Raw genomic sequence first — 14,468 nt, 5'->3', positions numbered from 1 at the left:
CGGCGCCTCATCCGCCCTCCCCCCCGCCGCCGCGCTCCGGGCCGCCCCGCTCGGCCGAGAAATCCGAGATCCCCAGGCGCAGCGTGGCGGCCGGCTTGCGGTACACGAGATCCTCCCGGAGGTGCACGAGCTCGAACGCGGTCGTGACGTTCAGGAGCGACTCGGAGTGGCCCAGCAGGAGGAACCCGCCGGACGAGAGGCGCTCGTAGAAGATGTCGATCACGCGGCGCCGCGACTCCTCGTCCAGATAGATGAGGACGTTGCGGCAGAAGATGACGTCCACGCGCCCGATCACCGCCGCGCGCGACGAGTCGAGCAGGTTCAGGTGGCCGAACTGGCAGAGCGCCCGCAGCTCGTCCGCCACGTGGAACCCGTCCGGGCGCTCCACGAAGTAGCGCCGCTTGAGGTCGGGCGGCGTCGCGCGGAACGCCGAGGCGCCGTACACCCCCTTGCGCGCCGCGATCACGCAGCGGCGCGAGATGTCGCTGCCGAAGATGCGGACCTCGCGGCGATCCGTGGCGCCCGACTCCCGCGCGGCGATCGCGATCGAGTAGACCTCCTCGCCCGTGGAGCAGCCCGCGCTCCAGATGGACAGCCGGCCCCTGGCGCCCCCCGCCTTGACGATCATGGGCACGAGCTCGGTCATGAGGGCGCGCAGCTGGTAGTCCTCGCGGAAGAAATACGTCTCGTTGACCGTGATGAGCTCGAGCGCCTCGTCGAGCTCGGCGCGCCCGCGGCTGTGGAAGCGCAGGTAGTCGTGGTACTGCGCGAACGACGAGAGCCCGAGCTCGACGACCCGCTCGCGGAGCCGGCGCTCCATGGACGTGCGCGCCTCGGGCCCGAACTGGAGCCCGCAGTGCTTGTTGAACAGGTCCCGCAGCCTCTGGAACTCGTCAGGCAAGAGGCGGATCTCGTCGTCCCGCCGCCGGTTCACAGCACCTTCCCCGACGGAGGCCCGCCGGACACCCCCGAGGGGGACGCCGGGCCTTCGCCGCCGTCGATCGCGACAGGCGCGCTCAGCCGATCCGCCGCGTCGCCCCAGGGAGGATCCGAGCGGAACGGCGCGCCCCCCTGCGCGGCGGCCGCGACGAGCTCGGGCTCCCCCGACGCGCGCACCAGCCCGAGCAGCTCGCGCGCGCGGGCCCGCTCGTCGCTCGCGCGGTCCGAGAGCGACGCGTAGAGGCGCCCCAGCGCGCGCGCCGCGGCCAGGCGGACCTCACGCTCCTCGTCGGCCAGGGAGAGGCTCAGCACGTCGAGCGCCGAGACGCCCGCCGCCGCCGCGATCGCGGTCACGGCCGCGCGGCGCGCGCGCACGTCGCCCGCCGACGCGACGCTCGTGAGGAACGCGATCTCCTCCGGCTCCGCGTCGCCGAGCGCCTCGATCACGATCGCCGCCGCGAGCTGGGTGTCCTCCGTGAGCGCGAGCCCGCGCGCGAGCTCGCGCGCCGTCTCGGGGTAGCGCTCCGTGAGCCCCGCGAGCGCGCTCTCCGCCGCGCGCGCGACCGGCAGCGAGATCGCGCGCGTCTGCGACACGACGAGCGGGAAGTCGACCGCGGCCCCGATCTTCGCGAGCCCGTAGAGCGCGCTGGTCGCCACGAGCGTCGACGGGCTCCGGACCGACCGCCGCACCGCGCCGAGCAGATCGGTGATCGTCGCGAGGGCGGCGGGCTGCTCGTCCGCCAGCGCAGCCTCGCGCGCGCCCTGCTCCGCGATCGCCACGGCGCCGTCGAGGAGCGCGGCCGTGGCGTCGTCGAGGCCCTCCCAGAGATCCGGGTCGGGATCGATGTGGCGCTCGAGGTACGCCAGCACCGAGGGCAGCGCCTCGGCGCCGAGCAGCCCCAGCGCGCGCTGCGCCGTCTCGACGAGCGCGGGCTCGATCATGGCCTGCACCGCGGCGTCGGACGCGCCCGGGGCGCGCGCCATCGCCGCGAGCAGGAGCGCCTGGGCGCGCCCGCTCACCGGATCCGCGCCGAGGCCGCGCCACGACGGAGGCTCCGCGGCGCCCGCGCCCGGCGCGGCGGCGGCGGCCTGCACGAGGCGGGGGCCCACCTCCGGCGGGGCCGCCCGGAGCGCGTCCACGACGTGCGACGCGAGCGGCCCCTCGGCGAGCCGCGCGAGCGCCCGGATGAGCTGCGCGAACGCGCCGCCCCGCGCCGTCGCGAGCGCCGCGCAGAGCGCCCGCGGCGCCTCCGGGCTCTCCGCGAGCGCCGCGGCGACGAGCGCCGCCGGGCGGAGGATCGGGTCGTCGAGGAGCAGCGACAGCACCCGCCACGGCACCGGCGCCTCGAGCCCGTTCAGCCCGTTCAGCGCGGTCAGCCGCACGAAGCGATCCCGATCGCCGAGCCGCTCGTACAGGATGTCCGTCACCCGCTCGCGCGCGATGAGCCCCATCCCGGCGATGGCCTCGATCGCGCTCTGGCGCAGGTTGTCGTCCTGCTCGGCGAGCGCCCCGTAGAGCGCGTCGAGCGCCGCCGGGTCGCGCGTGCGGCCGAGCGCGTCGACGACGAGCTTGCGCTCGTCGCCCGCGAGCGTGCCGAGCGCCCCGACGAGCGCCGGGGTGGCGTCGCGGCCGCAGTAGCCGAGCACCTCGATGGCCGCGTTCCTGAGGCCGACGTCGTCGCTCTTCTGCAGGGCGTCGAGCAGCGCCGTCACGAGGAGCTGCGGGGCGGAGGGCCGCTCGCGCTCGGCGTCGGCCCCGGGCGACGGCTCCCCCTCGCCGCCCTGCGACGGTGCGACGGCCGGCGCCGCCTGGATCAGCCGGTGGCAGGCGTAGGTCGCCTCCTTGCGGACGCGCCAGTCGGGATCCCCGAGCGCGCGGAGCAGGAGCGGCAGCGCCTCGGCGGCGTCGGCCCTGCCGAGCCGCGCGGCGGCCTGGCGCCGCTCCTCGGCGTCGTCCGCGGAGAGCGCCGTGGCGATGGCCGCGATCGGCATCGGCGTGCTCCGCACGCTCGGCGAGAGGGACTCCGGCTCGGTCGGGAAGGAGCCCGCGTCGCTCACGCGCGGGCCCTCGATCGGGCCGAGATCGTCGAACGCGCGGCTCACGGGGCCTCCAGGAGGGCGCCCGACGCGGCGAGCGCGAGCGCTAGCTCGATGAAGCGCCCGACGTCGAGCACGAAGATCATCCGCTCGTCGTGGGTCGTCACCCCCGTGATGCCGCGCAGATCGCTGCTGCCGCCCACCGGCGGCGTCGGCCTGTAATCGCCGCTCGTCCCGAAGACCTCCGTCACCGCGTCGACGACGAGCCCCACCGTGTGCGTCCCCACGTCGACGAGGATCCACTTGGTGCTGCGGCTCGGCTCGACCGGGGGCAGCCCGAAGCGCACGCGGAGCTCGATGACCGGCACCACCTCGCCGCGGTGGTTCGCGACGCCGGAGACCTCGGGGGGCGTGTGCGGCAGCGTGGTCACCTCGAGCGGATTCACGATTTCGCGGACCCGCGTGATGTCGATCGCGTAGTGGACGTCGCCGACCACAAAGCCGACGAGGCTCTTCTGCGGGTCGGGACGGCTGCGCTCTCCAGTCAACGGCATCTGAGCCTCCGAGCGACCGGGCTCTGCGAGCCGCCCGGGCGCGGACGAATCGTCCTCTAGGACGCGAGTATGGCCTGCAGGTCGAGCAGGATGATGACGCGCGGCTGCGCCTCGCCCTGGGTGCCATCCGACGCGCTCGCCCCGTGCATGGGCCGGGCGATGCCGGCGATGTAGCCCGCCACGTCGCCCCCGAGCGCCGTCGCGGCGTGCTCGATCTCGGCGTCGGCGAGCCGGTAGACCTGCTGGACCTCGTCGACGAAGAGGCCGAGCGTCTCGCCGTTCGCCGCGTCGACGAGCAGGATGCGCGCCCGCCGCTGCGCGGCGCTCTCGTGCAGCCGCATCCGCCGCCGCAGATCGATGACGGTGACGAGCTGCCCGCGCACGCTCACGATGCCCATCGTCGAGTCCGGCGCGCGCGGCACCGGGGTGAGCGGCGGCGGCTTCAGGATCTCGCGCACGAGCGAGACGGGCGCGGCGTAGGTGTCGCCCGCGAGCGTGAACGCGAGGTACTCGGTGCGCGGGCCGCTCGCCTGCGCGCGCGAGTTCCGCTTCGAGACCGGTATCCGGGCGGGCCTTCGGGTGAGGTTAGCCATGGGTGCTCCGCGGATCGTTGCGCTGCCGGTCCCCGCCGTGGAGGATCTCCTCGATGAGCGCCGGGGCGTCGAGGACGAGCGCGATGCGCTGATCGCCGAGCTCGGTGGCGCCGGAGAAGCCGCGCACCGAGGAGAGCGACGGGCCGAGCGCCTTGATCACGACGTCCTGCTGGCCGATGAGCGTGCTCACGACGAGGCCCAGCCTGCGCGCGCCGACCGACGCCACGACGATGTACTTGCGCTTGCTGCCCCCCTGGAACCCGAGCGTCGCGCGGCCGCCGTCGCCCCGGCGCCCGCCGGACACCGCGGCCCTCGCCGCCGAGCCGCCGCGCGCCCCGCCGAGCAGGCCGGCGATGCGCGCGCTGAGCTCCTCCTCCTCGTTCAGGCCGAAGAGCCGCGCCAGGTAGCAGAGCTGGAGCGTGCTGTTGCGCAGCGTGATCATCTCGCGGCCGTCGATCTGGCGCACCGTGGCCTCGTCGAGCGCGACCGCCTCCTGCACGTTGGTGAGCGGTATCGCGAACAGCCTGTCGGCGACCCGTACGATCAGCGCGCTGATGATCGCGAGCGTGATCGGCAGCGTGACCGTCATCTTGGTGCCGATGCCGGGCTCGCTGTGCACGTCGATGACGCCGCCGAGCTTGCTGATGTTCGTCTTCACGACGTCCATCCCGACGCCGCGCCCCGAGATCTCGCTGACGTCGGTCTTCGTCGAGATGCCCGGCTGGAAGATGAGGTTCAGCACCTCGCGGTAGCTCGTGGTCCGCGCGTCCTCCGGGGTCATGACGCCGCGGCGCAGGGCGGCGTCGAGCAGCTTGTCGACGTCGATGCCCTTGCCGTCGTCCTCGATCTCGATGACGACGTGGTTGCCCTTCTGGAAGGCGTTCAGCGCGATCGTGCCGACCGCCGGCTTGCCCACCGCCTCGCGCATGCTCTTCGACTCGATGCCGTGGTCGATGGCGTTGCGCATCATGTGCATGAGCGGGTCGCTGAGCTCCTCGACGATGAGCTTGTCGACCTCGGTCTCGGCGCCCGTGATGACGAGGTTCACGAGCTTGTCGGCGTCGCGGCTGATCTGGCGGACGACGCGGGCGAGCTTGTCGAAGACCTGCCCCAGCGGGACCATCCGGACCTCGAGGATGCCCGCCTGCATCTGGGCGAGGTGCCGGTCGAACGTGCGCTGGAGCCTGTGGAGGTCCATCGAGAGCTCGCGCTCGGTGGGCGCCGCGCGGAGCCGCTCGACGAGGCGGCCGAGCGCGGAGCGGACGAGGGCGAGCTCGCCGACGATGTTCATCAGCCGGTCGAGCTTGTGGATGTCGACCCGCACCGTCTGCGCGACGGAGCGGATGGAGCTGAGCTCTCCCTTGCGGTTGCCGCGCCCGCTCGACGGCGGGCTCGCCGCCATCGAGCCGGTCAGGTCGACGGCCCGCGACACGCCCGTCGGCGCGCCGCCGCGGAGCGCCGCGGACATCGACGGCATGCCGGGCGGCGCGACCCGCCCGTGGCCGTTGTTGTTGCGCCGCGGGATCTCCTCGACGGCGGCGCCGGCCTGGTGCAGGGCGCGCTGGAGCTCCTCGAGCGGCGCGCGCGAGGCCATCAGGATGTCGAGCTCGATCGAGTCCTGGTCCGCGCCCGCGCCGGTCGGCAGGTAGGTGATGATCTCGCCGTACGGCTTCGCGGTGATCTTCAGGTCGTCGAGGGCCTGATCGATCGTGGCGAGGTGGAACTGCACGCGGAGCCGGAACAGGGTCATCCCGCTCGCGATGTTCGTGCGCAGCCGGTGCTCTTCGTACTCGGTGAGCACGGAGAGCAGCCCCGGATCGAGGTCGTAGTTGTCGTCGGGGAGCCCGGCCGCGCTCGGGCCTGCGTCCTGGTGCAGCTGGCGCAGGAGGTCGTCGACCTCGGGCATCGGCGCGTCGCGCCCGTCCTTCTCGTTCTGGAGGATGCGCCCGTAGAGCTCGACGCTGCGGAACAGGAGGTCGAGCACGGACGCGCTGATCTCGATGCGCCCGAGGCGCAGGTTGTCGAGCAGCTCCTCGAGCTCGTGCGACAGGGTGGCCATCCGGGTCGCGCCGAAGAGCCCGGCGAGCCCCTTCAGGGTGTGCACGGCGCGGAAGACGTCGTTGATGACGTCGGGGTCGACCTTGTTGGTCCGCACCGCCTCGTCGAGCGCGAGGAGGTCGCGCCCGAGCCCCTCGACGATCTCCTGCGCTTCCGAGAAGAACTCTTCGCGCGCCCGATCGCCGCTGTCGACCATCAGCCGCCGCCTCCCTCGCCGGAGCCGGGCTGCTTTGTGCGGGTCGCGGGCTCCTCCGCGCGCGCGGGCGCCGGGGCCGCGCGATCGTCGACGCCGGCGGCGCCGTCAGCGGAGGGCGAGGCGCCGGCCTGCGGCGCCGCTGCCCGCGCGTCGAGGCTCTCGACCACCGCGTCGCGCAGGGCCTCGGGCGTGAACGGCTTCGGGAGGAAGCGATCGGCGCCGAGGCGCAGCCCGCGCTGGATGTCGCGCTCGGTCGCCTGCGTGGAGATGATCAGGATGGCGACGTGCCGGTAACGATCGCTCTGCCGGACGAAGCGGATGACCTCGAGCCCGTTGATGTCGGGCATGTTGATGTCGGTGATCACGAGGTCGAACGCGCCGCGGGGCAGGAGCCGCAGCGCGTCGAAGCCGTTCACGGCCTCGACGATGTCGACGTCGCCCGCGAGCCCCAGCACGCGGTCCTCCAGCGTCGAGCGGATGTACGCTCGCATTGCCGGCGAGTCCTCGACGATCAGGATGCGTGCCATGCGGCGACAGGGTAACGGAAATCGGCCGGGGAAGAGCAACTCGCTGAGCGCCCGGGGGCGACGCGCGCGGTCTTCGCGGCGCGCGGGCCTATGTACGGCGGTCTCCCTCCCGGAGTAAACCAGCGCGAGCACCTCCCTGCACGATCGGCGAGGCGGCCGCGCGGGCGGCGCGTCTGGCCAGGCCGCGCGGCCGGCGCGTCTGGCCAGGCCGCGCGCGGCGCTGCCGGGGGCGGGGCCGCCGCGCGCGGCGCGGCCGGCGCCTCGGGGGTATGGGGTGCCGCCCTTCCCTGCCGGCGTGGACGTGCGGCCGTGCCCGCCCGGCGGGGCGGCCGCCGGGGAGGGGCCGCCTGCGGCTCCGAATTGACATGGCGGCGTCCGATGCGCGCTAATCGCGCGCGTGAAAATTCTCCTTTGTTCTCCAGCGTTCCGCATCCTGCTCGCCGCCCTGTTCGCTCTGTCGAGCGTGGCGTGCGGCGGCGGGCTGCGGGTGACCCGGATCAACTCCGCCCAGAAGAAGCCGAACAACGTCTGGGTGTTCTTCAGCGTCGATGCCGGCGAGGACGAGCCGGTGGGCGGCCTCACGGCCGAGGACTTCGAGATCTACGAGGACGAAGAGCTCGTCTCGAAGTTCGAGAGCAAGCAGACCATCCAGAACCCCGAGGTCGCGGCGGTCATGTACACGATGCTGCTCGTCGACATGAGCGGCAGCATCACCGAGTCGGGTCAGGCCGACGCCCTCGTCGACGCCGCGCAGTCGTTCAGCGATCGGGTGGGCAAGAGCCAGAAGGTCGGCGTCTACGCGTTCGACGGCGAGGTAAAGATCCACTCGGTGGTGCCGTTCACCGAGGCGCAGGGCTCGGTCCAGGGCGGGCTCGAGGGGCTCCGGAGCTACAAGCCGAAGGACACGTCGACGAACCTCCACGGCGGCGTGGTGGAGGGCATCCGGGAGCTCAAGAAGCAGCTCGACAAGGACCGGCGTCCCCTCAAGTTCGGCACGCTCGTCGTCTTCTCGGACGGCACCGATCGCGCGAACCGCGTGAGCCGCGAGGACATGCTGAACGAGCTCAAGAAGGAAGACTACGAGAACTACCAGATCTTCGTCGTCGGCGTCGGCGCCGAGATCGAGAAGGCGCGGCTCGACGAGATCGGGCGCGACGGGACCGAGCTCGCGGCGGACCAGGCGAAGGTCAAGGAGTCGTTCGACAAGATCGCGGCGAAGATCGAGGCGCACATGAAGCGCTTCTACCTCCTCTCGTACTGCACGCCGGCGCGCGCGGGGGAGCACGAGGTGGAGATCAAGGCGATCCGGAAGGATCCCTCGGCCTCGGGGTCGCTGTCGTGGAAGTTCAACGCCGACGGGTTCGGGCCGCCGCCGGAGTGCGATCCCAACACCCCGCCGTCGTTCGAGCTGAAGGCGACCGTGCCCGCGGCCGACGACAGCGGCGGCGGAGCGGGCGCGAAGGCGAGCTTCAAGGCGAACGCCAACGTGAAGGTCGAGGCGAAGTGAGGCGCGCCGCGGCCGCGCAGGGCGGCCGCGACGCCGTTCCAGCGGCTCGCCGCGCCCCGCGGCGGGCCTGGGCTCGCCGCGCCCTGCGGCGGGCGTGATCGAGTGGCTGATGCGGAACAAGGCCTTACCCTGCTCCGCGATGCCGCCCCCCCGCTCCGAGCGCGCCGACCGCGACATCGATCCTCGCCCCCGCCTCTCGGCAGGACGCACCCCGCCCCGGCCACCGCCGTCGCGCCGCGCCCGTCGCCGCGCGCGGCTCCTCTCGCTGGCCGTCGCGGCGCTCGTCTCGGCAGCCTGGCCCGCGCCGATCGCGGCGCAGCCGGGCCCCGCCGAGCAGGCGAGCGAGGACATCTCTGCTGCCCAGAAGCGCTGGAGGGCCGCCGTCGAGAGGGACGAGCTGGCCGAGGCCGCCGCCCTCGCCGACAGGTACTTTGCGCTGCTGGAAGGCACCTCCGAGCTCGATAACGAGCTCGCCCAGTTCTACCTCGCCTACGGCGACTACGCGCGCGCCGAAGCGCTGCTGGTGCGGGGGCTGACGGCCCAGCAGCCCTCCTTCAACGACGAGGGGATGCTCTATGTCCGGCTCGGCAACCTCTACCTGGACCTCGGGGACCTCCAGAGCGCCGAGGATCTCCTGAAGCGAGCCCAGCCGCTCCTCCAGGGCTGGGGCGAGTTCTATGCCGTCGATTCGCTCGCGCGGCTGTACCTGGAGCGACGCGCGCTGCGCTCCTTCGCGGAGGCGCTCGACAGGATGCGCGTGATCCTCAAAGAGGCCACCGACGGCTCGTCGTGGTCCTACGCGGTCCCGGATCTGCGCGCGGCGCAGCTCGCCTTGCGGCGCGGGCAGGTCCACGAGGCCGAGCGGCTCCTCCTCGCGCTGCGCCCGCAGCTCGATCCCGCGCTCCCGGCGCTGAGCGGGGGGCGCGCCGATCTGCTGGAGGAGCGCGGCGTGCTCCTCACCCGCAAAGGCGACGCCGCCGCGGAGGCGCGGCTCCTCCAGGCGCTGGCGATCCGCGAGCGGATCTTCGCGCCGGATCACCCGGCCATCGTCCGGGTGCTGGGGCACCTCGCGAACCTGTACGTCGCGCAGGGTCGGGCCGCCGTCGCCGTGCGGACGCGCGAGCGGGCCGCCGGCCTCCAGGACCGGGGCGCCCGGGCCAACCTGGCCAGGGGCTCCGAGCGGCAAAAGCGCCTGTACATGGCCCTCGTCCAGCGCGACACCGACGCGACCCTCTCGCTGCACCTCAAGGATGCCCCGCGCGACCAGGCCGCGGCGCGGCTCGCCCTTCGGTCGATCCTCCGGCGCAAGGGGCTCGTGCTCGACGCCATCGCCGAGAGCTACGCGGCGCTGCGGCGCGACACCGGCGCCGAGGGCCGGGCGCTCCTCGACGCCCTCACGCAGCTCGACGCGAAGCTGTCCACCGCGATCTCCCGCGGCCCGATCGACATCCCCGTCGAGGAGCACCAGCGCGAGGTGCAGCAGCTCGAGGCCGAGCGCCAGCGGCTCGAGTTCCAGCTCGCCGCGCGGACGCGCGCCGCGCGCCCAGCGGACGCGAGAGAGCCGCCGATCACGGTCGAGGGCGTGCAGGCGGCGATCCCCGAGGGGGCGGCGCTCGTCGAGATCGTCCAGTACCGGCCCCACGACCCGTTCGGGCCGCCGGTGAGGCCCACGTGGGGCAAGCCTCGCTACGCGGCCTACGTCGTCGGGCGGCGCGGGGACGTCACGGGGGTGGATCTCGGCGACGCCGCCGCCATCGACGCTGTCGCCGCGGAGCTCTCGAAAGATCTCTCGGATCCCGGGCGAGATCCCCGGGAGCGCGCGCGCCGCCTCGACGCGCTCGTGATGCAGCCGATCCGGGCCGCCCTCGGCCCCGCGCGCTGGCTCCTCGTCAGCCCGGACGGCGCGCTGAACCTCGTGCCGTTCGCGGCCCTCGTCGACGAGGAGGGGCGCTACCTCATCGAGCGCGCCTCGTTCACTTACCTGACCAGCGGGCGCGATCTGCTGCGCGCCGCGGGCGGCGCCGGGGCGCCGCGGGCCGTGGCGCCTCGGGGAGACGTGCTGGTGATCGCCGATCCCGCGTTCGGCAGCCTCTCGGAGCTCGCGCTGGACGACGACCCCGCGCGCGGCCTGCGCTCCGCCGAGATGGCGGGGGCGCGCTTCCCGCCCCTGCCGGGCACGGAGCGCGAGGCGGAGGCGGTGCGGAGCGCGCTGGCCAGCGCGACGGTCCTGACCGGCCCCGCGGCGACCGAGGAGGCCCTCAAGCGGGCGCAGCGGCCGCGCGTGCTGCACATCGCGACGCACGGCTTCTTCCTCCCGGACCAGGGCTCCCCGGCCGACGCGGCGAGCGCGAGCTCCCGCGGCGAGGGGAGCGAGGGCCTGACGTGGAGCGAGAACCCGCTCCTGCGCTCGGGCCTGGCGCTGGCCGGCGCCAACGCGCGGCGGAGCAGCTCGGACGAGGACGACGGCATCCTGACCGCGCTCGAGATCTCCTCGCTGGACCTCCACGGAACCCAGCTCGTCGTGCTCTCGGCCTGCGAGACGGGCCTCGGCGAGGTGCCGCGCGGCGAGGGGGTCTACGGGCTCCGCCGCGCGCTGCTCCTCGCGGGGGCGGAGACGCAGGTGATGAGCCTGTGGAAGGTCGGCGACATGGCGACGCGGGATCTCATGACGTCGTACTACGCGGCGCTCGCGCGCGGCGGAGGGCGCAGCGAGGCGCTGCGCTCGGCGCAGCTCCAGATCCGGCGCGAGCGCCCGCACCCGCACGCGTGGGCCGGCTTCATCACCTCCGGCGAGGGCGCCGCGCTCGACGGCAGGCAGGTCGCGCCAGCCTTCCCGCGCGCGGCGAGCCCGCGCGGCTGCGCCTGCGCGGCCGGCGAGGGCGGCCCGAGCGCTCCGCCCGGGCTCGCCGCGATCGCGGCGGCGCTCCTCCTTGTCGCGCGGAAGCGCTGGCCCCGCATGCCTGAGGCTTGATAGACGTCGACGCCGGAGCCCACCCATCGCGGGCTCGTGGAGGTCTGCATGCGTCGATCGGCGATCGTTCTGGTGCTCCCCGTCCTGACCTGGTTTCTCGCTGCCTGCGGAGGCGCGCAGGCGCCCGAGCAGCCCGCCGCGAAGGAGGGCGAGGCCGAGATCTGCCCCACGGGAGATCCCAGCACGCAGCCTTGTCCGGAGGGCTGCGTGTGGGACGAGAAGGTCCAGAAGTGCAACAAGGACCGCGGCATCATCGTGCACTACAAACCGGGCGCGGTGGCCCCCACGCCGGCGAAGTGATCATCCGTCGTCGAGCCACGCCGAGAGCTCCGGCAGGAGTCCCCGCAGCAGGCCGATGACGCGCGGGCTCGACGCGCGCACCTCCCCGACGAGCCGCCGGCGCTCCGCCTCGACCTTGCCGAGGACTCTGTCGCGCTGATCGGCGCGCGCTGCCTGCGCCCGGAGCCGTAGCGGGGCGCGGTTCGTGTATAGGTCCTGGCGGTCCGAGAAAGTGCGGCGAGCGTGTCGCGTCGACGAGGATCCGGTCCCTGTTTCCAGTCCTCCCGGAGCATGGGCCCGTAGCTCAAGGAAGTGTCACCGCAGCTCCCGGTCAGAAGCGTTACCAGGGCTCCCGGTCGTTCACGCACACTACGCGGCCACGGCGGCCCTCCTACGCGGCTCCGGTGACCGGTACAGACCGGGGGCCTGGGTTACAAAGTTGACCGGGACCCTGGGTGACAGATCAGACCGGGAGCCTAGGTAACAGGCTCTCGGTTTTTGTAGGAAACCGACCGGAGGTGTCGGTGCCCTGGAAAGCGATCTGTCCCATGGATCAGCGCGTTCATTTCGTCAGTTTGGTCAACGAGTCCGACGAGACGTTCACGGCGCTTTGCGAGCGCTTCGGGATCAGCCGGAAAACAGGCTACAAGTGGGTCGCGCGCTATGAAGCGCGTGGCGCTGCCGGGCTCGCAGAGCATCGGCCGGTGGCACACTCATGCCCGCATCGGACGCCGGCGGAAGTGCTCGACAAGCTGATCGAGCTTCGCAAGGAGCACCCGAAGTGGGGGCCGAAGAAGTTGCGTGCGCGACTGGAGTCGCTAGGCGTCAAGGAGCTGCCAGCCGCCAGCACGATCGGCGACGCACTCAAGAAGCACGGGTTGATTCCGCCGCGCCGCCGTCGGGTTCATCCGCCCATGCACCCGCTGCCGATCGCGCCGACAGCGTATCCGAATGAAACGTGGTGCGTGGACTTTAAGGGGCACTTCGTGGTCAGCGACAAGACGCGCTGCTACCCGCTGACCATCACGGATCACACGACCCGTTTTCTACTCAAGTGCGAGGGTCTCGTCAAGGCAGATGACATCGCTGTAAGGCCTCACTTCGAGCGAGCGTTTCGAGAGTTTGGCCTCCCGGCGCGAATCCGCTCGGACAATGGGCCTCCGTTCGCAAGCCCGGGCATCGGTGGGCTCTCCGCGTTGTCCGTCTGGTGGATTCAGCTCGGCATTACGCCGGAGCGAATCGAGCCCGGCCATCCGGAGCAGAACGGTCGGCACGAGCGGATGCATCGCACGCTAAAGGACGAAGTGGCAAGCCCGCCGGCCGCGTCCATGCTCGCACAGCAGCGCGCGTTCGATCAGTTCCGACGGGTGTACAACACGGAGCGTCCGCATGAGGCACTCGAGATGAAGACGCCGTCGTCTCGGTACACGCCATCTCGTCGATGCCTGCCCGAGAGACCCAAGTCGCCCGAGTATGCCGACACGATGAAGGTGCGGAAACTGGACGATATGGGCCGCTTGAGCTTCGCCGGGCAGACCTCGAAGACGAGAGTGTCCCGGCTGCTCGCTTACGAACCGGTGGGGCTCGATCCGGTCGAGGAAGATGGCTGGAACCTCTACTACGGGCCGGTTCTGCTTGCAAAGGTCACGCTCAAGAACAAGGAGCTCCGCTTCGAGAAGCAGCGCTGAGCGCCTTCACAACGAACCAACAGCAAACTCACAAGTTGCCAGTCTCCCCCCCCGGCCCCCCCTCGAATGAGCTTCGCTTCTAGCCTTTGGCGGCACTCGCCTCGGCACCGTCAACTGGCGCGACCGCGCGCAAAGAGAGACGATGACGGCTTTTGTCTTTGTCTTGAGACTCGGATTGCGTTAATAGGCTGCTGGTACGTGACGACGAAGAACCCCGTTCGCGTAACCAATCGTATTGGTCTGCGTCTACTCACCCCCCGGTAAGTGACGGCAGCCACCCGGACCGCGGCTCCGAGCCTCGCGGACCGCGATCCCGGGAGCCCAGAAAGTGTCACCTAGGCTCCCGGTCTAAAGTGTTACCAGGGCTCCCGGTCGTTCAACCTCCTGCGCGGCTCCCGCGGCCCTCCTACGCGGCCACGGCGGCCTCCTGCGCGGCCCTCGCGGCCCTCCTACGTGACCACGGCGGCCCTCCTACGCGGCTCCGGCGGCCTCCCGCGCGGCCCTCGCGGCCCTCCTACGCGACCACGGCGGCCCTCCTACGCGGCTCCGGCGGCCTCCCGCGCGGCCCTCGCGGCCCTCCGGCGCACCCACGCTGGTGTCCTATCGTACAATCGCGTCGCTCCTCTGCTGCCCCGCCGCTCCACCGCGCAACCCAATTCGTGTCCTATCGTACAATCGCGCGACTCCTGCTCGGTGCGCAGCTGAAGCGAATGCGCGACGGTGATGTCAGAGGCAGGCCAGCGCTGGGTGCGGCGCGTCGGATGAGGGCTCGGGCTCGTTTTCATATCGCACCACGAGCCTGGAGGATCGAGGCAGGCGGATCCTTGTCGGGATCGGCCATGCGTGCGCACAAGACGGGATGAGTGACAGCCAGGCACCCAGCGCTCACCTGGCTCCGGGACCGGGTGCGCTCGTTTGCGACGGGCGTTTGAGGCGAGGAGCCCAGTTGGCGCGTGAGCGCATCGGCCCGCGCCCACCGGAGCCAGAGGAGCCGAGCCAAGCAGCATCGTCCGGTTCCCCTCCGCGCTCGGCGAGGCCCGCCACTTCGGTGTGCCGCACCACACTTCCTCGCGTCGCGATCCGGCTTCCTTTGCCCGCGCGCTCAAGCCGCCTTGACGG

10 protein-coding genes are annotated in these 14,468 nt (G+C 72.3%); 4 read left to right on the top strand and 6 right to left on the bottom strand.

The window, feature by feature from the left end:
* Positions 1-7: 7 nt before the first annotated feature.
* Genes WME90_RS08760 through WME90_RS08735 form a run of 6 tightly spaced genes read right to left on the bottom strand, consistent with a single transcriptional unit; the run spans position 8 to position 6,904 of the window.
* The gene (locus WME90_RS08760) at positions 8-934 is read right to left on the bottom strand and encodes a CheR family methyltransferase (RefSeq protein WP_437280625.1); all 927 of its coding nucleotides are present in this window, start codon (positions 932-934) and stop codon (positions 8-10) included.
* On the bottom strand, positions 931-3,042 hold the full coding sequence (locus WME90_RS08755) for a HEAT repeat domain-containing protein (protein WP_437280624.1): 2,112 nt from the start codon (positions 3,040-3,042) through the stop codon (positions 931-933). Before WME90_RS08755 ends, WME90_RS08760 begins: the two co-directional genes overlap by 4 nt.
* Positions 3,039-3,530: a chemotaxis protein CheW gene (locus tag WME90_RS08750; protein WP_437280623.1), complete on the bottom strand. Its 492-nt coding sequence runs from the start codon at positions 3,528-3,530 to the stop codon at positions 3,039-3,041. Before WME90_RS08750 ends, WME90_RS08755 begins: the two co-directional genes overlap by 4 nt.
* 56 nt (positions 3,531-3,586) lie before the next feature.
* Positions 3,587-4,123: a chemotaxis protein CheW gene (locus WME90_RS08745; RefSeq protein ID WP_012234230.1), complete on the bottom strand. Its 537-nt coding sequence runs from the start codon at positions 4,121-4,123 to the stop codon at positions 3,587-3,589.
* Positions 4,116-6,377 carry a chemotaxis protein CheA gene (locus WME90_RS08740; RefSeq protein WP_437280622.1) on the bottom strand — a complete coding sequence of 754 codons (2,262 nt, stop codon included), beginning with the start codon at positions 6,375-6,377 and terminating at the stop codon, positions 4,116-4,118. The genes WME90_RS08745 and WME90_RS08740 overlap by 8 nt, the downstream gene beginning before the upstream one ends.
* Positions 6,377-6,904 (bottom strand): response regulator, encoded by a 528-nt coding sequence (locus WME90_RS08735; RefSeq protein WP_437280621.1) that lies wholly within the window; start codon positions 6,902-6,904, stop codon positions 6,377-6,379. Before WME90_RS08735 ends, WME90_RS08740 begins: the two co-directional genes overlap by 1 nt.
* A 397-nt stretch (positions 6,905-7,301) precedes the next feature.
* On the opposite strand from WME90_RS08735, the gene WME90_RS08730 reads away from it, so the two are divergent.
* The 4 genes from WME90_RS08730 to WME90_RS08715 all read left to right on the top strand — a co-directional run bounded on the left by WME90_RS08730 (position 7,302) and on the right by WME90_RS08715 (position 13,349).
* Positions 7,302-8,411, top strand: a complete 1,110-nt coding sequence (locus tag WME90_RS08730) for a VWA domain-containing protein (protein ID WP_437280620.1) — start codon at positions 7,302-7,304, stop codon at positions 8,409-8,411.
* Between the two features lie 139 nt (positions 8,412-8,550).
* The gene (locus WME90_RS08725) at positions 8,551-11,382 is read left to right on the top strand and encodes a CHAT domain-containing protein (RefSeq protein WP_437280619.1); all 2,832 of its coding nucleotides are present in this window, start codon (positions 8,551-8,553) and stop codon (positions 11,380-11,382) included.
* Between the two features lie 48 nt (positions 11,383-11,430).
* Positions 11,431-11,682 (top strand): hypothetical protein, encoded by a 252-nt coding sequence (locus WME90_RS08720; protein WP_437280618.1) that lies wholly within the window; start codon positions 11,431-11,433, stop codon positions 11,680-11,682.
* A 503-nt stretch (positions 11,683-12,185) separates the two neighbouring features.
* The gene (locus WME90_RS08715; protein WP_437283583.1) at positions 12,186-13,349 is read left to right on the top strand and encodes an IS481 family transposase; all 1,164 of its coding nucleotides are present in this window, start codon (positions 12,186-12,188) and stop codon (positions 13,347-13,349) included.
* Positions 13,350-14,468 lie beyond the last annotated feature (1,119 nt).

It is taken from the genome of Sorangium sp. So ce375, from assembly GCF_051473855.1.
Taxonomy (GTDB): Bacteria; Myxococcota_A; Polyangia; order Polyangiales; family Polyangiaceae; genus Sorangium.
This window is presented reverse-complemented; position numbering and strand designations above follow the sequence as displayed.

Coding starts and splice junctions, on each gene's coding strand:
- WME90_RS08750 (WP_437280623.1), bottom strand. CDS start 3,530: ATGCCGTTGACTGGAGAGCGCAGCCGTCCCGACCCGCAGAAGAGCCTC.
- WME90_RS08745 (WP_012234230.1), bottom strand. CDS start 4,123: ATGGCTAACCTCACCCGAAGGCCCGCCCGGATACCGGTCTCGAAGCGG.
- WME90_RS08740 (WP_437280622.1), bottom strand. CDS start 6,377: ATGGTCGACAGCGGCGATCGGGCGCGCGAAGAGTTCTTCTCGGAAGCG.
- WME90_RS08735 (WP_437280621.1), bottom strand. CDS start 6,904: ATGGCACGCATCCTGATCGTCGAGGACTCGCCGGCAATGCGAGCGTAC.
- WME90_RS08725 (WP_437280619.1), top strand. CDS start 8,551: ATGCCGCCCCCCCGCTCCGAGCGCGCCGACCGCGACATCGATCCTCGC.
- WME90_RS08720 (WP_437280618.1), top strand. CDS start 11,431: ATGCGTCGATCGGCGATCGTTCTGGTGCTCCCCGTCCTGACCTGGTTT.